Here is a 16,738-nt window from a genome sequence, read left to right on the forward strand (position 1 = left end):
GAGTGCCAGAGCAAAACATTTTCCGCCGACGGCCCCCGTCGACCAGCGCGGATCCCTCCGGCGCGAAGAGCCGCCTCCTTGCACCGCGCCAGTTTGGGATAAGTCCTCAACACCATGCGGACTTCATCTGCCCATTCCGCCCTGGGCGCAAGTCCAAACAGTGGATCAGACAGTCGAGGCGGATGTCGCTTGAGATATCGCCCGCTGTCATGATAGGCGGCCAACTCCCGCTTCTCTTCCCGGCGGCTCATTTGTTGCTTTCTCCATTGACATCAGCGACAAACCCCAGCTGGACATAGCTGTTAATGTGCCCATCCGGCCCGATTGGTACCCGCGGATCCGGGATCATGGGCCGCTTGAAAAACACATAGTCCAATTTGTTGGTAAGCGGGTACCGGGGCCCATCGGCCGCGATAAGGTGTCCCACCTCAGCATAGTAGGCCGCCACATCTGCCTCATAGGTTGGGCTCGTCACCAGCGGGATGGGTCTGGGGCGATCATGAGGGTACTTTCCCCGGTAGTTATCTGTCCGCTTCAGGCTGCTCACATTGACCTGCCTGGTGCGGCTACGCAGGTGTTTGGCTGCATACCTATCAGCAAGCGTTTGATAATAGCTCTGCTCGGTCATACGATCCTCTCCAATCTCATGGGCGCCATGCAATATATTTTCAAGGCTTTGAATAGCAAAATTACCCTCTCACATACAAACTGGCAACTATATCTTGACCTGTGTCCGCCTCAGCCGGAGCACAGGCCCCCGGCGCTTCCATTCAAGCGATTTTACGCGGGGCTCATCTCCACCCCGCCACGCACTCCCCCGGAGTTATGCCCACGATGGGCCGGGGAGCTGTACCCTACTCGCTTCGTGCGCTCTCGCGCCTTATCTGCACCGGCAGATTTTCTCCACCGGATCTGGCTTTCGGTAGTCAGTACACCTTCCGCCTCCTAGCGGCTTGGCACGGAATTCCACAGGGCGTTTCCACCCCTTGAGCCGGCCCTCCATGGCGCGTCTCCATGTTGGGTCCCCGGTGTCTCTTAGTCAGCTGGTTCGTGCGGCTTTTGGTCAAACGTAAACCCGTGGGCGCGACCCCCGTTTGCCGCCTTATCGATGCTGAGTCCGTTAGCCGTGGATCTCTCCACGACACCCCCTTTTGCCATTATGGCCTCCTCGGGGTTCACCGGGCGTCAACCGCCCTTACGATTAGGTGGTCTGTACTGGGTTGGGTAGCGGAACCGTCCGCATTTAAGCATCTGATCATGGTCAAATTCCTTCCTTTCCTTATTCGGCGCCCTCTACAGAGGGCTGGGTGGATAGGGACAAAGGTGTCCGAATCGAACACCAAAGTCTGCCCTCCTCCATTTGGGTGTCATGGCGCCCATGAGATCAGAGAGGATCTCTACTACGATTCGAACGGCTGCTTGATTACAATTTCCTGTCCAGGATCGCCGCCGGTGATGGCCACACCGTGGATCATGCTGTCGCTGGGAATCACCCGCTCCGCCGTCTCCATGATCCCCACGTAGCCGTTTCCGTCGGCCTGAGAGACCACCAGCGCGCGGGTAAGGGAGACGGGCACCACCCGGCAAAAGCCGCCGTGAGAGCCCAGGACGACCCCAGGGCCGGCATAGGGTGTGCCCATGACACCCAGATGGATCACCCGGGCTACGTACTCTCCAGTGTAGGTGATGGCCGCCCCCATGCTGTGAGATACAGCAGACACCCCGCCGATTGCGGAGGCATACCGTGTGTCCTCGCAGCCGTACCAGATAAGCTCCGCAGCGTATCTGGTCAGCCCCCACACCTCCAGAGCCAGGGTGGACTTGACCACTTGCTTGTCCGGCGACAACCAGCCGATCCCATAGACCATCGCCCACCGTCCGTCATCCAGCGCCACAGCCTGGATCGTGGGCAACGAGGCGGCATACTTGCCGGAGCTGATGAGACGGACGGCGGGGACATCATCGGCCACGTCAATGACCGCAAAGCCCACCGGCTTGTCCAGTCCCTGAGGATATACCAGCACGGCGGTGTCCTCCGTCACTTCCACCAGTGACCAGCCGCCAGTGTAGACGTCGGTGTCATTGTTGCCGTCCACCCGGATGCCTGTCCCAAGGATCAGCTTCGTCTCGCCCACCGTCACCGGCCGCACCCAGGCCTCTCCGATGTGCCCGCCCTGGGCTGTGTAATGGAGCTGCATACAGCCGATCAGGGCCTTGCTGCCATTGATGCGGCAGACACAGATATTTTCGGGGTCTCCCTCCCCCCACATGTCCGTATAGTCCAGTACGGCCCGCCGGCCATCCATGGAGATGACAGCTACCACGCCTGCGGCCTCCTGATTGTAGGCCACCAGCGCCCGGCCGTCCCGGAGCTCCAGCAGCGCCGCGGTCTCCAGAGCTTCGTCCTCCACCAGCACCAGAGTATTGCCCAGGGCCAGAGCCTCCCCGTCCAGTGCCAGCAGCTTGAACTTGGTCTGACCGTGCTGGGCAAAGACCACTCCCACCCGTTCCTGGGACAGTTCCACCGCGTCCAGAATGTGGATATCCTCCAGCCCCCAACGGAGCTTGTCCCCTACACTGACATACTCCAGCACCCGCTGGACAAACTCCCCCTTGCATACCCGGGCGGTAGAGGACACCACAGCCTTCTGTTTCTCTCCCCGTACCCCGGGGCCGGGCGTGGCGCCGGCAGGCATATGTACGTCCAGATGCGGCCCACTGCAGTCACAGCCACAGAGATCGGTCGTCATGGGATCACCTCCACAATAGATGCAAACAGGGTGTTTCGCACCGTGCCCTCCCGGAGCAGAAGCGCACGAAAAGCGTAGAGCCCCAGCGGCATATTGGCTGCCTCCTCCGCCGTCAGATAGAGCTCCATCACGCCGTCGTCCGCCTCCAGATCTTCCCGGCTCGCCTCCCGGGCAAAGAGCACCTGCCCTTCCCGCAGAATCTCGACCCGGATCCTGTCGTCCGACTCCAGCTCGTCGCCACAGTCCCTGCAGTGCTCGATGATATGGAGCCGCAGCGGCACGCCGTAGTCCCCCCGGGTCATCCGCAGCCGCCCATTATCACTCAGCATCCTGGCCGCCTCCCCCGGAGTCGGCGCCCGATGTGTCCGAATCTGACACGGCGGGGATAATGAGCGCCCGCTCGGCCTCGGTCAGCCGCCCGGCCGCCACCAGGGCGTCGATGCGCTCAGTGCCCCACAGTCTTGGGTAGTATCGTTTGGCCATCTCAAACACGGTCATAGGCTCACCCCCGTCATGGCGGCAATATAGTCCACATCGGCCCGGAGCTGTTCTCCCTCCGTCGGCTCCGGCTCCGGCGCCGGCGGTTTCTCCGTAGGTGTGAGCCCCGTCAGATTCCCTTCTTCGTCAAAGGTGAGCTCACAAAAGCCTCCGCTCTCCCGGGCCGCTTTTGCCAGCTCCGGAGGCACCACGGCCCAGTCCTCTCCCATCCAGTTCTCCGTGACGCCGTCTTGCCACTCCACCGTGTGGGTGATTCTATGGATGATCGTCATGTTCTGTCCCCCCAATAGTAATAGCTTACCCCCGACACGTTGAGCAGATTAGCTGCGGCGTTGCCGGAGATCTCAAGTTTGGACTTGCCCGTGCTGAAACAGGCACCGCTACCCAGGTTCGTACTCTGCACCGTGCTTCCGTTGCTCTTAATTACCGTACATTCAGAATAGCTGCCCAACTCATCCTCACTCAGTCCGGGTACCACGGCAATGATATTTCCGCCTACCGCCGCGCCCGTTGCAAAAATAAGCAAAAGATTCGGTTTGTGTATGCGCCCATACCGGTTAAGGTTCACGCTTCTGATCGAGGCACCGTCCCCGGTATACCCTCCGGTAAAATGGGGCAGATTATGCTGACCGAATAGGAGGTAGTTCTTTGCTTCGCCCTCACTGTCCGTATCGATCAATTTCAGTGCGGCATACGCGCCTCCTCCGCACAGAATACGCAACGCAGTATTTTTAACGTCACCGCTCCAGCTCCTTATGTCGACAGCTCCGCCATTCATCCCGATTTCAACGCTATAACCGCTGCCTGGCCGTGACATTTTCAAAGCCGGATAGCTTCCAAACGGGGAGCTGAAGTTAAAGGTAGATACTTCATCGACGGTCTCCGGTTTGATATCCGCCATCCCGTGCGTGTGCCCCACCACGCTCTCCGCCGCGGTCTCCACCGCCTTCAGTTTGGTGTCCAGCGCCTTGAAGTTGTCATTGTATTGCTCTGGCGTGACAAAATCGCTCCCCTCCGGGAGGTAGAGATGATAGTTTTCCGAGTATTTCACACTGTCCCTCCTCTCAGCTGCTCCCAGGTCTGCCCCGCCGCCTCGGCCCAGGTCATATCCTTCACGTCGTTCCAGATCTTCAGGGTGGAGACGTACCCCACCGCCAGGTGGGCCGGAAGGATCTCGGCGATGGCCGCCTTCAGGTCGTCCAGGTTGGGCGGCAATCCCAAGGCGCCCACAAATTTGATCTCCACCCGGTACTCCGCCGGGTGCTCTGTCACCGCCACTTCTCCGTTAGAGAAGCTGGCGGCCACATTGCATAAGGCCTCCACGGTGGTGGTTCCCTGCCCCCGCAGCTTGGCCCGGATCCGGCTGCGTCGGAAGTCCATCGCCTTCTCCGCCTCCACCGAGATGCCCAGGGCCTCCTCCCAGATGGACAGCCCCCAGGTCGCCGTCTCTACATTGAGCTGCTTCCTTGCGCTCTCCACAGCATCCCAGAGATCGTCTATTCCCACCTGCAGCCCTTCCTGGATCGCCTGGATCTCCGGGCTCTTCCGCAGCGCCGGCCTCAGATACTCCAAAAGCCTCATGTCAGCGTCACCGTCCCCACCACCGGCACCTGATCCGATGCGATCGCCACATTGTCAGTCCCGCCGTTTACCGTTAAGGTCGTGTAGTCCGTCACCCCGGTCACATCCAGCAGCAAGAAAGCGATCCGGTTAAAGAGAACTGTATCGCTGACAAAAGCCACGCTCTGTAAGTAGGCGTCCAGCTTCGCGGCAAACCGGGCCTTGACCTCTGACAGCGGCACCGATCCGTCCAGCGTCAACGCCGCCGTTACATTGATTGCAACGCCGCCGGCGCTCCCCACCGTCACCGCCGCGCCCACCGGCCGCAACCGCTCAATGTGGGTGGCCACAGCGGTGACCACGCTCTCATCCACCGGGCGGTGCTCCTGACTCACCAGGAGCACCTTTACTGTCCCCGGCCCGTTCCAGAGGGGTAGCACCTTCGCCGCCCCCACGCCGTCTACCTCCGTACACCAGCGTTCATAGTCATGGACGTTGCCGGAGGTGGACGGCTTGCGCCAGAAGTCATAGAGTCGGCCCACCAGGGCCTTGTCCGTCTCCGGATCCGTCCCACCGGTGGCAGCGCCGGAGCTCCAGGTGTCGAGGCCCGTCATGGTCGTCACCATCTGGGTGACGGCCCCCGCCTGCACGTTATAGGCGTCTCCCACCTCTGACGCTGTGAGCGTCCCCTCGCCGGTGCCGTCTGCCGAGAGCGTCACGGCCTCATCCAGGGCAAACTCCAGGCCCTCCTCGCTGACAAATACCGTCCCTGCCGGGACAGTCATCCCCGCCCGGCCCGTCAGTTGCAGGGAACACGCCGCCCGGGTGCCTTCCTTTCTGAGAATGCCGTACCGTCCGGCGGCAATGTCGATAAAGCCCCCGCTGCCCTCATCCACATAGAAGCACGGGATCAGGGCAGCCAGAGCCTGATAGGCCAGGGACAGCTCCACAGCTGCCGGCCCCGCCATCTCCGCGGCAAAGCTCCCTTCCCGGATCTGCACTCGCTCGCTCATCTCCGCCAGGATCTCCCCCCGGATCACCTCCGGCGTCCTATCCTCAAACATCCACACTCACCTCTTTTTCTCCATAGATCGTCCGGATGGTTCCCGTCACGTGCAGGGTGGAACCCTCCAGTCGGGCGGTAAGGCCCTCAACGCCGGTAATGTAAGGATTGGGCTCCAAAGCCTCCCGGAAATATCGGGTGGCTTCCGCCTTCTTCAGATCCCCGGTGAATGCCTGTCCCGTAAGCCGCTCCATCTCATTCCCATAGCCCCGGGAATGGTGCCTGTATCGGAACCGCTCCGTCTTCAGGGCGTTCCACGCCCAGACCATTACCGCCTCCCGCCCGGTGACGATTACCGGCTCCCCATTGCGGAAAATAGGCCCGTCCCGCTCAAAGTCCCAGGCCACCTCCCTTGCCAGGGGAAGGCCTTCCGATCCGCTCGCCGTCGCGGCAGCGCTGACAGTCGGGAAAAGGCTCTCACTCATAGCTCCACCACCTTTGTCAGGATCACGTAGCGCTGCTGATCCTCAATGGGCCACAGTGCCACCTGATCGCCCACAGCCAGGTCATCCAGGTCTATCCCGGCACTTCGCAGCAGGCTGTCCCGATCCTGGGCGTTTCCTCCCGCCAGAACCCGCAGGGGGGTCTTGGAAAGAATCTTTCCCATCACCAGCGCCGGAGCTCCTCTGCCCTGCATTTCTGTCAGCGTCCGCGCCAACGCTTCCATCGCGCTCATGTCGTCAGCTCCTTCCCTGCGGTCACCTTGTCCATGACCTTTTTCAGATTCAGCCCCAGCTTCACCCGGTGGACGCCGCCCTTCCAGGTGTGGACGTCGCTGTCGATCCAGTAGAGGCCATAGAGGCCCGTCACCGGCTCCCGGACAATCACGCTGCCTCCGGACAGCAGTGCGGGATCTCCCAGGCACTCCACCGTGATGGTTCGCTGGATATCATTGTCCTCCAGGATCATAGCCGCCTCGGCGTCCACATTCTTGTTTTTGGCCGCCTGGATATACCGTTGCATCACTCCGCACAGGGCAATAGCGTCTTCATTTTTCCGTACCCGGATCAGGTTTCCGTTCTGGTCGTAGATGGCCACCTGGCTCACCAGCCGCTCCGCGCTCTCCTTCACCGTGGCCGTCAGCAGATTACATCCCGGCTCGATCACGGCGCTCGCCCCGCTTTTGACCCGGGCGATCACATCCAGCTCCGCGCCCCGGAAACGGAGCATATACCGTTCCCCGGTCTTCTCCGCGGCCAGTGTATAAGCTGTCTGGATGATCTTATAGAGGGACACGCCGGGAAAATTGCGCCGAATGGGAACCCCGGTCTGGGCCAGCCGGCCCACCGGGATCCTATGGTCGAGGCACACCCGCCGGGCAATTGCCTCCGGCGTCTGACCCACAAAGCGGTAAGCCGCCTCACTGCGCTTGAGGTAAAGCCCCCGGTCGACACAGCCCACCGTCACCAGGTCGCTGCCGCTGTCTCTCTGGAGGGAAAAGACAAACCCGTCAAACTGCGTCTGACCGTCCGCAAAGAGCTGTACGTTGTCCCCGAGGGCCGCCGGTACTTTGGGCTGATTGACGTCATATCGGGCCGAGAGCAAAGGGAACTCCAAGGTTCTCCCTACCGCCCCTACGCTTCCGGAATTTGTGACGGAGGCTTGCAGCTCTGTGATGTCATAGTCCACGCCGTCATGGAGAAGATGAAGGGAAATATTGCTCATCCGTCCACGTCCGCACGAGTCCACCCGTGCGCCTCCATGGCGTTGACCAGCGCCTTGCCTTCCTCCCGGCTCAGCCGGACTTTCCATTTCATATCCTTCAGGGTGCTAGCTCCTGGCGAGGTCTCCTCCGCCAGAGCCTCCAGCTCTGTTTTCGTTGCCGTCACGATCTGATGGGCCCGCACAGGTGTCTTCGCCGCCGGCAGCGCCTCCACATCCGGCAGCGTGAGCACCTGTCCCACATAGATCAGATCAGGGTTTGCGATATTATTGGCGGCGGCCAGCTTGCCGTACAGGCCGGCGTTCCCGTAGACCCACTTGGCGATGGCGGAGAGGGTGTCCCCTCTCTGGATCACGTAAGTGGCGGCGTGGGTCGGCTCAGTTTCCACCGATCTGGCTTCGTTGCCTGCCTCTGTGAGCTCTGTGGCGCTCGCCGTCAGCAGACGGTAACCACGCATGGGTATGGTCACATAGAGATCCCCCGTGCCGTCCCGTTCCCCATATTGGATCGGATCCAGCAGCACCAGTGCGTTCACCGGTGTGCCGGCCACGATGAACCGAACCGGTACGCCGCTGTCGCTCCACTTCTCCAGCGTCTCCAGCGGCACAAAGGGATCCACGGACGACCCGGGCTGGGCGAAGGGATAGGCCCGGGATGGAAAAAAGCACTCGATGGTCTCATCCAGCAGAGTGGGCTCACCGGGCAAATTGACCTCCCCCGTGCCGTGCATGTCCACCTTTACCGCCTTGCGCCCATGGGTGATCTGATATCCGGCCGGGGTCACCGGAAGCACAAAGACCTCCTCTGTCCTGGTGTTCTTAAAAATAAACTGTTTTCCGGCCATATCGTCGTCGCCTCCTCACGGCTGCGCAAGCTGTAGATCCCGGAGCAGCCTCTGGGCGAAGAGATCCGCCGCCCGCTCCGGATCCCCCACCTCGCTGCCGAAGCTCACCTGTCCGATCTGCACGCTGACCCCCCCGCCGCCGTAGTCGGCCTGCCTGGCCTCCCGGGCGGTGAGCACCCGCTCCCCCTGGTGGAGGAGCGCCGGATAATTGTCATAGGGTACCCGATCCAGCCCGTAGGCGTAGCCCGGCATTTTCACGCCCCAGACATACCCCTCTCCTGTCTCAGTACTCCCCCGGAAACCTGAGCCCGGCGTCCATCTGCTCATAGCCCCTGCCGCCAGGCCTTTGGAATACTCCTGTCCCTTCTCGTAGCCGGCAGACCAGTATTCGCTGCTGAGCGACGTGTCGTTTCGGATCTGTTCGATCATGGTCAGCTCCGACTCCCGCAGCAGCTTGGCTCCATCTGAGGCATTATACTCATTTTGTGCCTTGACCTTGGCCTCCATCAGAAGGCGTCCAGCCTCAGCGTAGCCCTCATCCGTTCCGGCCGCCATGGCCTCCTTGTATGCGTCAGACTCCAGAACATCCTGCTGGGCCTGACGTAAAAATCGCTCCTTCTCGTTTTCCAGAGAAGCATACCATGCGCCGATGGCCTTATTGGCCGCCTCCATCTGCTCGCCGCTCTCCCCGGAAAGAAAGCTGATCTGGTCGTTCAGTCCCTGCTTCCTGACCTCATTGAAGCCCTCGCCATAGGCGTTTTGCTGTTCCTGTTCCAGTCCCTCCAGGGTAGAGGTCAGACCAGAAAAGGTCTTGGACTGCTCCAGCATGGATCCGGAAAACTTCTCCGTCAGAGCCTTCAGGATGATCTTCACCGCGTCGCCGCCGGCAATCTCTCCCTTGGAGATCTGCTCGTAGATAGTCCCCTGATCCACCCCATAGGCGTCGGCCAGCATCCCCACGGCGCCGATGCCCCGGTCATTGAGGATATTGAGATACTCCAGGGTGGTCTTGTCGCTGGATTTCATCCGGCCCAGGGCGGTGGCCACCATGGTCATGTCGCCGGTTCCCATGCCCAGAGCCGCCCCTGCGTCTCCGATGGTCTGCAGTACCGGCAAGATGCTGTTCGCTCCATAGCCATAAGTGGCCAGGGTCTTGCTCATAGCCGTAAGGTCGTCATAGAGGAAGGGAGTGGTGTTGGCCATGTCCACCAGGTCGCTGAGATACCCCTGGGCGGTGTTCCTGCTGCCAAAAAGCGTGGAGAAGGAGATCAGATCCCTCTCCCGCCCGGCCGCGATCCCGGAACCGGAGGAGATGTCGCCCGCCCGGGCCGAGACCACATTTTCCGCCGCCTCCTGAACATAGCTCTTGAATGCCTCGTCCTCTGCCTGGAAGATCTGGGCGCCGCCGGAGGCAAGGCCTGACAAGCCGCCCACCGCGGCGCCGATGGCTGTCCCGGCCGGCCCCATCATGGATCCCACAGCCGCCCCGGAAATGACCCCGGACAGGATCCCACTGGCTGCCCGGGCCATCGGCTCCCCAACGGTGCTGCTGAGGAAGCTGTCTCCCAGCTGATTGGCCGCCTGGCTGACCATCCGCCCCAGCCCGGCGCTCATAAGCCCCTTGGCCAGCCCGCCCTCATTTCCTGCCCTCCGTCCGGCGTCCGAAGTTCCCTTGATCTGCCGCTCCGTCTGCCTGAGTTCGTCGTTGACGCTCTTCAGCTCGTCCCGCAGCCCGTTGAGCTTCATCTGATTGGCGGTGGCCGCCGCCTTTTTCAGGGCGTCCCCCGTCCCGTCCAACGTCTTCTCTGTCTCACGCAGGGCTTTCTGGGCGTCCTTCACGTCGATCTGGAGCGACGCCTTTTTCTTGCTCAACGTCTCCAGCTTTTTTTGCAGCTCCTCCGCATCCTTGGAAAATGCCTTGGTACTGTCCCGCATGGCCTTCACCTTGTCGGAATACCGATCCTCCGCCTTAATGACGATGGAGGTCTCTTCCGCCATACCCTCGCCTCCTTGACATTTCACATTGTTTTCGCTATACTGATAATAATAGATCTTCCGTGAAAGGAGGCTCCGCCATGAAGGACTTCTGGAAAAAACTGTTTGTTGACGGGGCCTTTGACGACCCCGGGGAGAAGGAGCCATCCCTGTACCGGAGAGCCAAGAACGCCCTCCGGGGAGACGCCTGGCTCACCTATCTCTGGTTCATCCTTGGCCTGTTCAGCCTGGTTGCCGCCTGCTTCATGGGCCTTATAGGCGAACTTGGCCTTCTCCTCGCCTCCATCGCCGCAGCCCTCCTGTCCTTCTGGGCCTGGATGGCCGGCATCGGCCTGATCTGAACCGGCGTCCGATTCGGATCCGCTTCTCCTCCCAACCGCCCTGCCCTCCCCGGCAGGGCGGTTTTTCTATGTCTGCTGACTTTGGTCGCACTCATAGGAGGCCAGGGCAAAGGTCAGGTCTCTGCCCCCCTCGCCCATGCTGTAATAGGCCTCGGGAGGCCAGTGATGGTGGTGGAACAGGTAATATACCAGCTCCAGCTCCCTGTCACTGCCCTCCCTCAGCCGTTTTTTATCTCTTCGATGGTGGTCTTGCGGTAGCCGCTCAGCCGCTCGACGGCCCGGGCCAGATCCTCGATCTCCCCGGGCAGCAGCGCCGCCTTCACCGTCTCCGCCGGCGTAGCGCCGCCGAATCTCTTCTGCAGCTCCGGGCTTTTCCAGTCCGGCTCCACGCACCCCGCCAGCAGGATGTGTACGTTCATGTCCACCCCGCTGCCGTTCTGGATGGAGGTCACCTTCCCGTAGGGCAAGCCCCGCAGGGTAAACACCACCGGCGACCCCGTCAGTGCGCTCAGCCGCTTTATTTCAAAGCGGGCGGTGGGCAGATCTTTGAGTACGTTGGGCAGCTCCGGCCGGAGCAGCAGCTCCAGCAGAGTGGGCTTTGCCTCTTCAGGCTTTTCCCTCATCAACTCTTCTGCCATCACCGCACCTCCACCAGATCCAGCAGATCATAGTCACTGAAGGTAAAAGGCTTGGTGATGGAGCCCAGCCTGGCGGCGGCCCAGTCGGCCAGGGTCAGGTCGTCAAGGGACACATTGGACACGCTGACCCGCTCCGCGCCCCAGCTGTCGGGATCGGCCAGCTTGGACACCAGGGTATACCGGCGATCCACGCCCTTCTTGACGTCTTTTTCCTTCTCCAGAAAGCCGCTGTCCACATGGAAGATGGTCATGCTGCCGGCTCCCTTGGCGGAGATCATCTTGGCGTCCTCCATGATCTGCCCGCAGAAGATCACCGTCTCCTTGTTCTTGGTCACCTTGGCCTGAAATTCACTGACCTCGGCGATCTTCTCGCCGTCGCACCAGAGCTCACCGTAGGTGCCGCTCATGACCCGCTTGGCGCTGTCTACTGTTCTTGCCATTGGTTATCCCCCCTCAGTTATCAATGAACTTGGCCGAGAAATCCTCCATGGCGTCCATGAGCTTTCCGCCATAGAGCAAAAACACCCAGGATCCGGTATCCGCCTCCTTGATGGCCTGCTCATCCATTCCGGAGGTGTCCACCCCCTGCTCCCGCAGCCAGGCCTCCTGGCTCTCCACGTCGATCTCCGCCCAGCTGCTCCCGGGGTACAGCACCCCGTCGGTCTCCAGCTGCTTGAGAAAGGCCTTTACCCCGGTCAGCAGGATGCACTTGTTGTCATAGCCGTTGGGATATCGGCCCAGATAGGTGTCCTGGATGGTGGTGCGCATGTAGTAGTCCACCAGATCCATGCCCTCCACCAGCTTGATCTTGCTCCACTCCTCCCGGCCCTTGTCGGGCACGGTAGTCATGGAATTGACCCCCCGGGCGATCTTGGCCTTCAGCCCGTCGTGGAGGAGGATCAGCTTGCCGGCGGCAATGGCGGCATTCTGCTCTGTCTCCGTCCGGACGGTGACGCCCGTCACCTCACTCAGGGGCGCGTAGGTGGCGCTCATCCCCGCAGGGACTCCGGCCAGGATCCCGGCGATGCGGCTGGCGTACTCCCCGGCGGTGTAGACCTTGCTCCCCACCGTCACCCCCGTCTCACAGAAGTTGATCACCCCCATGTCGTCGGGTGCCGGATCGGCGTTGGCCGCCACCAGCTTCTCGGTGTAGTGCTTGGCCCGCCTGGCTTTCACCCAGGTCACCGCCGACGTCACCTCAGCCGATGTGGCGTCGGGCGGCAGGGCCACATAGTCCATCCCCTGGCTCTCCAGCTCCTTCAGGCCGCCGGCCACCGCACCCGTCTCCTCCGGGTCGACCACCACCACCCGGACAAGCCCCGGTGTGCCCCGGTCGCTGCCCTGAAAGGCCCTCTGGATATAGGCCTTGTTCTCCTGCCCCAGCTCCACGGGGATCTGAGCCCAGTTTGTCAGCACATGGACTCCCTGCTCCTTGGCGTCCCGGATCACCAGGCCTACATATCCACGCTTGTTCCGGTTGGTCACCGCTCTGGCGGCGCTCTCAAACTGGAGCACCAGGCTGGGCAGTGTGTTCTTTGTCGGCATACGATCAGTCCTTTCTTCTCCATTCGATGTGTTCCATCATGGGCCCCTCATTCGGTGTCTGACCGGACAGTGTCGTTCTCGCCTCCATCCAGGAAAACACCAGCGTCACCTCGGCGCACTCCGGGGAGCCAAGGCCCCTCCGCGCCTGAGGCGTCAGCACTCGGTCTCCCACCCGCAGCGGCAGGGAAAACCGGCCCATGAGCCTGTCCTGCCGTCTGTTCAGCTCATCCCGGCTGCTGTCGGAATAGGCGTTGACCTTTTCCAAACAGGTCACCAGCAGCTCTGCCGTCCGCCGGATCAGCCCGGCGTTGGCGTCCGCGTCCTCCACCTTCCGGCACTCAAGAGTGAACGAGGGCCGCTTGAAATCCCTGGGGAGGAGATCCCGGTAGACCGGCTCGCCGGGATAGGCCTCCTTGATCGCGCCCTCCACGGCGTCCATCAAATCGCCCAGCTCCATCTACAGCTCCGCCTCCTCCCGCAAACGCGCCTCAAAGCGTTCTATGGCCCGACGGACAATGGCTCGCGCGTTCTGCCGGGCTCCGGCGTAAAAGCCCTTACCCGGAACATATCCCCGCACTCCCGCCCGGTGTCCCGAGGTGATGGCATTGGTCACATACCCCACCGCATACCGCTTTCCCGCTCGGGTAGCCTCTGTCCAGGTCTTTGCCTTGGGCCGTACCGCCGCCCAGCCTCCGCCGGAACCGAGAAACCGATCCTGCCAGCTGCGCACTTTTCCGCGCCCGCCGATGCGCCGGTTCACATCTCCAAGTAATTCCTCCGACAGCTCCCGAAGCATCTCTCGCCGCGCCTCCGGAATGGTCTTGAGCAGGGTGCTGAATTTCTTGTCCAGTTCTTTGATGGTAACGCTCTGCATCACAGCTCCACCCTTCGGCCCAGCTCGTACTCGTTCTTGTAGGGATCCAGCTCGTGGGGCACCAGGATCTCCCAGGGCTCGTCCTTCACCCAGACCAGATGGCCCGGCGTCAGCGTCACCTGCTTGGGTGTCACCAGAACCAGCGCCCGGTCATTCACCGACATGGGAGCCTCCTGGGCGTGACGGATATACTTTTCCGCCCGGACTGCCGGGAAGCACATCGGCTTGTCGCCGTCGATCCGGCACTCCACCGGCTCCGCCAGCGCCGCCCGAACCAGCAGGTGCCCGGGCCCCAGAGGCGTCACCGAGGTCAGGAAGCAAAATTGCTTTTTCCACTCGATGGCATTGGTCAAGTCCAGGCCCTGCCGCCGGAGGATCAACTCCACCTCCCGACCTCCCACGCCAGTATTGGCAAAAATGGCGGTGCGGTCGGTGGGCGTTACCTTGGCCCAGGCCTTCCGCTTCTCCCGCCATGTCCACTGAGCGGACTTCTGCCCCGTGTCAGATTCGGACACCTGGGCGCACCGGCATCGATGCGGGGAAACCCGGACGAACTCCAGCACCCTCACCTTGTCCCGCAGCTCCCCCGCGTCAGGAATTTGTATCGGCATCGTGATCTCCTCCCTCCGGCTCCGTCAGCTTGAGTTGATTGAGGATCATGCGCAGGTTGAGATTCTCCGGCACGGTTCCCGCCGTTTCCCGGCGCTCATAGTAGGCCAGGGTAAGGGCGTGGACGCACAGATCGTAAAGGGCCCGCCGGGGGCTCCCGGCAGGGGGCAGGCTCACCCCGGCCCCTGCCAGGTAACTCCGGGCCGAGAGGACAAGTCCCGTCACCAAAGCGTCCTCCTCGTCCCCCTCGATCCTCAGATAGCTCTTACACGCCGCCAGCTCCTCAGGGTATAAGGCCCAGTCCTCCTCACCAGCCATATCTCAGCCCTCCCGGAGGAACCGATCCATCACCCAGCCGGTATGATCGTGCGTGGTCACCAGTGACCACTTGGGCACCTTGACCCCGCCGGGCAGGGGGAGGAGCCCCACCTCAGCGCCGTTCGTCAGCACGTCCAGCCGCTTAAAGTCCAGGTGTGGCCCCTCCCGCAGGCTCAGGCCGTTGGGTGCATCTACAACGTGACAGAGCACATTGGCTTCATCCTTGTCCTTCTTGGCCGCCGCAGCAGTCGTTTTCGTCGCCATGATCCTTCCTCCTTCAGCCCGCGGGCTGGTTGTTGGCCGCTGCGCCTACCACCTTGACCGTGGCGCCGGTGTCCTCCGGATAGTGGCCGCAGTCCAGGATGACGGCGGCGCCGGAGAGCACGGCGGCGGCGCCGTTGTTGGTGACCTTCACCTTCAGGTACCGGCCCATTGTGGGCCGTACCAGGCCGGACAGCTCCACCACGTGGTCGGTCACGCCGCCGGTGGGAGCGGTGTAGGTCACGCTGTCCAGGGTCTTTCCGTCGGTGCCGTCGGCGGCGTTGCCGGTGGACAGCTCCACCGTCACGCTCTTATCGGCGGCCACCGCCCCCAGCTGAACCGCCACGCAAAAGCTGTGCCGGCCCTGCAGATCGATGGCCCCGCCCTGGGCGCTGCCCGCCGCGGCGATGCTCTGAGGCACCAGTGCGGTCAGAATGGCGTACTGCTCATGGATAAGATTCATAATGATCCTCCTCTCAGGCCCGGGCCGCCAGGGTCACGAAGGGGCCCCGGAGCTTGTTGCTGTTCTTGATCTTCAGGGGCGCCGCCATCTTGGGCGCGCCGTTGCAGCGGAATACCACCCGGAAGCAGTTCTGGTCGGTGAGGAACTCCACGTGGATAGACCAATCCTGCTTGATGGTGCCCTTGGTCATCAGGATGTACTGGTAGGGATCCACCAGCAGCACGTCGCCCTTGCTGCCCAGGGCAGAGCAGTTGTCCTCAAAGAGCACCGGCTTGTTGAGCACCCGCTGGGTGTCAAAGTTGCCCAGGCCGCCCTCGGGATTCCACAGGAACTTGGCCGCGTCCCCGCTCTTGATGGCCAGGTAGGGCAGCTGCTCCTCCAGGTCGGGGTGCATCAGCCACACCAGCCGCTCCCGGTTCCGGGGCAGGGCGCTGGCCTGCATCTTGATGACGTTCTCGCCGGTAAAGGTGCCCGCGACCTGCCCGGTGGCCTTGTCCACCGTGATCAGGGCCTTGGAGTTGAGGATGCCCAGGGGCTTACCCACCCCGTCGCCGGAGATCACGCCCTCCGTCAGCAGCCGGTCGGCGGCCAAGGTGAAGGCCCGGCCGAAGAAGCCGGACATAAAGGGCGCGTCGGTGAGCATCTCATCGGTGGCGTAGGCAAAGCCCATCATTTTCTCCAGATCCATCTTCATCTCCCGGAACTGGGGCTTGCTGGCCGCCACAGAGGTTCCCTCGCTGGCCCAGTACATCTGCACGCCGCCGAACACGCTCTTGGAGGTGTCGGTCTCGGCAGCCTCCAGCCAGCGCATGGCGTTGGCGGCGTTGGAGCAGGTGTAGCGATCCAGCCGATTGAGCAGGGGGCTGGACTCCACAGCACTCTCCAGGATGGTACCGGCGAAGTCGGTCTGAAGCAGGAAGCCGCCGTCGGCGCCGGTGCCCTCGTTGACGCCCAGGGCCTCGTTGTTTACCCGCTGGAGGCGCTTGTCCTCCACGTGGTTCTTCCGGAACTGGTAGATGGCCGACAGCTGCTCCCCCAGAGAGGCAAAGGGCTTGTCCTCCCCGTCGGTCTTTTCCTCCGGCTTCTTGGTATGGAGCGCGCCGTCATAGACGCCCTCCGCCGCGGCATTACTGGCCGCGGCCAGCTTCTCCACCGTGCGGATCTGGTTGTTGATGGTCTCCATTTCCTCCGTGACGGCGTCGGCCTCCTCGAACTTGCCCTCCGCCACCAGGCCCTCAGCCTTGGTCAGCAGCTTCTGCTTGGCCTCCCGGAGGCCTACGATCTTTTCCATGGGATCCATGTTTTCTGTCTCCTTT

The 16,738-nt window shown here is 62.1% G+C and carries 24 protein-coding genes; 1 reads left to right on the top strand and 23 read right to left on the bottom strand.

All coding sequences use genetic code 11. The features are described 5' to 3' along the window. Positions 1–247: 247 nt before the first annotated feature. The 13 genes from NFR87_RS04570 to NFR87_RS04630 form a co-directional block, all read right to left on the bottom strand. Positions 248–628 carry a hypothetical protein gene (locus NFR87_RS04570; protein ID WP_251447037.1) on the bottom strand — a complete coding sequence of 127 codons (381 nt, stop codon included), beginning with the start codon at positions 626–628 and terminating at the stop codon, positions 248–250. Between the two features lie 772 nt (positions 629–1,400). Next, complete coding sequence (locus tag NFR87_RS04575; protein ID WP_251447040.1) at positions 1,401–2,750, bottom strand: hypothetical protein; 1,350 nt, start codon at positions 2,748–2,750, stop codon at positions 1,401–1,403. Next, positions 2,747–3,079, bottom strand: coding sequence for a hypothetical protein (locus NFR87_RS04580; RefSeq protein WP_251447041.1), 333 nt, complete (start codon positions 3,077–3,079; stop codon positions 2,747–2,749). The genes NFR87_RS04575 and NFR87_RS04580 overlap by 4 nt, the downstream gene beginning before the upstream one ends. After that, positions 3,069–3,248 carry a hypothetical protein gene (locus NFR87_RS04585; RefSeq protein ID WP_251447043.1) on the bottom strand — a complete coding sequence of 60 codons (180 nt, stop codon included), beginning with the start codon at positions 3,246–3,248 and terminating at the stop codon, positions 3,069–3,071. Before NFR87_RS04585 ends, NFR87_RS04580 begins: the two co-directional genes overlap by 11 nt. Further along, a complete protein-coding gene (locus NFR87_RS04590) occupies positions 3,245–3,520 on the bottom strand; it encodes a hypothetical protein (RefSeq protein WP_251447045.1) in 276 nt (91 codons plus the stop codon). The genes NFR87_RS04585 and NFR87_RS04590 overlap by 4 nt, the downstream gene beginning before the upstream one ends. After that, positions 3,517–4,299, bottom strand: a complete 783-nt coding sequence (locus tag NFR87_RS04595) for a hypothetical protein (protein WP_251447047.1) — start codon at positions 4,297–4,299, stop codon at positions 3,517–3,519. The genes NFR87_RS04590 and NFR87_RS04595 overlap by 4 nt, the downstream gene beginning before the upstream one ends. Beyond that, entirely contained in the window at positions 4,296–4,829 is a 534-nt protein-coding gene (locus tag NFR87_RS04600) for a putative phage tail protein (protein ID WP_251447048.1), read from the bottom strand. Before NFR87_RS04600 ends, NFR87_RS04595 begins: the two co-directional genes overlap by 4 nt. Then, positions 4,826–5,872 carry a baseplate J/gp47 family protein gene (locus NFR87_RS04605; protein ID WP_251447050.1) on the bottom strand — a complete coding sequence of 349 codons (1,047 nt, stop codon included), beginning with the start codon at positions 5,870–5,872 and terminating at the stop codon, positions 4,826–4,828. The genes NFR87_RS04600 and NFR87_RS04605 overlap by 4 nt, the downstream gene beginning before the upstream one ends. After that, the gene (locus NFR87_RS04610; RefSeq protein ID WP_251447052.1) at positions 5,865–6,296 is read right to left on the bottom strand and encodes a DUF2634 domain-containing protein; all 432 of its coding nucleotides are present in this window, start codon (positions 6,294–6,296) and stop codon (positions 5,865–5,867) included. The genes NFR87_RS04605 and NFR87_RS04610 overlap by 8 nt, the downstream gene beginning before the upstream one ends. Next, the gene (locus NFR87_RS04615; protein WP_251447054.1) at positions 6,293–6,547 is read right to left on the bottom strand and encodes a DUF2577 domain-containing protein; all 255 of its coding nucleotides are present in this window, start codon (positions 6,545–6,547) and stop codon (positions 6,293–6,295) included. The genes NFR87_RS04610 and NFR87_RS04615 overlap by 4 nt, the downstream gene beginning before the upstream one ends. Continuing rightward, positions 6,544–7,536 carry an XkdQ/YqbQ family protein gene (locus NFR87_RS04620; protein ID WP_251447056.1) on the bottom strand — a complete coding sequence of 331 codons (993 nt, stop codon included), beginning with the start codon at positions 7,534–7,536 and terminating at the stop codon, positions 6,544–6,546. The genes NFR87_RS04615 and NFR87_RS04620 overlap by 4 nt, the downstream gene beginning before the upstream one ends. After that, positions 7,533–8,378 (bottom strand): LysM peptidoglycan-binding domain-containing protein, encoded by an 846-nt coding sequence (locus tag NFR87_RS04625; protein WP_251447058.1) that lies wholly within the window; start codon positions 8,376–8,378, stop codon positions 7,533–7,535. Before NFR87_RS04625 ends, NFR87_RS04620 begins: the two co-directional genes overlap by 4 nt. Positions 8,379–8,393: 15 nt before the next feature. Further along, a complete protein-coding gene (locus tag NFR87_RS04630; protein WP_251447060.1) occupies positions 8,394–10,376 on the bottom strand; it encodes a tape measure protein in 1,983 nt (660 codons plus the stop codon). 77 nt (positions 10,377–10,453) lie between these two features. Here NFR87_RS04630 and NFR87_RS04635 point away from each other — a divergent pair, with 77 nt between their 5' ends. Continuing rightward, positions 10,454–10,714: a hypothetical protein gene (locus tag NFR87_RS04635; protein ID WP_251447062.1), complete on the top strand. Its 261-nt coding sequence runs from the start codon at positions 10,454–10,456 to the stop codon at positions 10,712–10,714. A 218-nt stretch (positions 10,715–10,932) separates the two neighbouring features. Here the strand turns inward: NFR87_RS04635 and NFR87_RS04640 are convergent, their stop codons facing one another. From NFR87_RS04640 to NFR87_RS04685, 10 genes are read right to left on the bottom strand one after another with little or no spacing between them, the layout of a single operon-like run. Further along, positions 10,933–11,352, bottom strand: a complete 420-nt coding sequence (locus NFR87_RS04640) for a phage tail assembly chaperone (protein WP_251447064.1) — start codon at positions 11,350–11,352, stop codon at positions 10,933–10,935. After that, positions 11,352–11,792 carry a phage tail tube protein gene (locus NFR87_RS04645; protein ID WP_251447066.1) on the bottom strand — a complete coding sequence of 147 codons (441 nt, stop codon included), beginning with the start codon at positions 11,790–11,792 and terminating at the stop codon, positions 11,352–11,354. The genes NFR87_RS04640 and NFR87_RS04645 overlap by 1 nt, the downstream gene beginning before the upstream one ends. 13 nt (positions 11,793–11,805) lie before the next feature. Continuing rightward, complete coding sequence (locus NFR87_RS04650; RefSeq protein ID WP_251447068.1) at positions 11,806–12,897, bottom strand: phage tail sheath C-terminal domain-containing protein; 1,092 nt, start codon at positions 12,895–12,897, stop codon at positions 11,806–11,808. 4 nt (positions 12,898–12,901) lie between these two features. Further along, positions 12,902–13,354: a phage tail terminator family protein gene (locus NFR87_RS04655; RefSeq protein ID WP_251447070.1), complete on the bottom strand. Its 453-nt coding sequence runs from the start codon at positions 13,352–13,354 to the stop codon at positions 12,902–12,904. Beyond that, positions 13,355–13,771 (bottom strand): hypothetical protein, encoded by a 417-nt coding sequence (locus NFR87_RS04660; protein WP_251447072.1) that lies wholly within the window; start codon positions 13,769–13,771, stop codon positions 13,355–13,357. Beyond that, positions 13,771–14,382, bottom strand: coding sequence for a hypothetical protein (locus NFR87_RS04665; protein ID WP_251447074.1), 612 nt, complete (start codon positions 14,380–14,382; stop codon positions 13,771–13,773). Before NFR87_RS04665 ends, NFR87_RS04660 begins: the two co-directional genes overlap by 1 nt. Then, positions 14,363–14,698: a head-tail connector protein gene (locus NFR87_RS04670; RefSeq protein WP_251447076.1), complete on the bottom strand. Its 336-nt coding sequence runs from the start codon at positions 14,696–14,698 to the stop codon at positions 14,363–14,365. Before NFR87_RS04670 ends, NFR87_RS04665 begins: the two co-directional genes overlap by 20 nt. 3 nt (positions 14,699–14,701) lie before the next feature. Further along, a complete protein-coding gene (locus tag NFR87_RS04675) occupies positions 14,702–14,962 on the bottom strand; it encodes an SH3 domain-containing protein (protein WP_251447078.1) in 261 nt (86 codons plus the stop codon). Between the two features lie 13 nt (positions 14,963–14,975). Further along, on the bottom strand, positions 14,976–15,422 hold the full coding sequence (locus NFR87_RS04680) for a hypothetical protein (protein ID WP_251447080.1): 447 nt from the start codon (positions 15,420–15,422) through the stop codon (positions 14,976–14,978). Between the two features lie 13 nt (positions 15,423–15,435). Continuing rightward, a complete protein-coding gene (locus NFR87_RS04685; RefSeq protein WP_251447082.1) occupies positions 15,436–16,722 on the bottom strand; it encodes a phage major capsid protein in 1,287 nt (428 codons plus the stop codon). Positions 16,723–16,738: the final 16 nt, after the last annotated feature.

The organism is Vermiculatibacterium agrestimuris, assembly GCF_943193085.1.
In the GTDB taxonomy this organism is placed as follows: Bacteria; Bacillota; Clostridia; order Oscillospirales; family Oscillospiraceae; genus Vermiculatibacterium; species Vermiculatibacterium agrestimuris.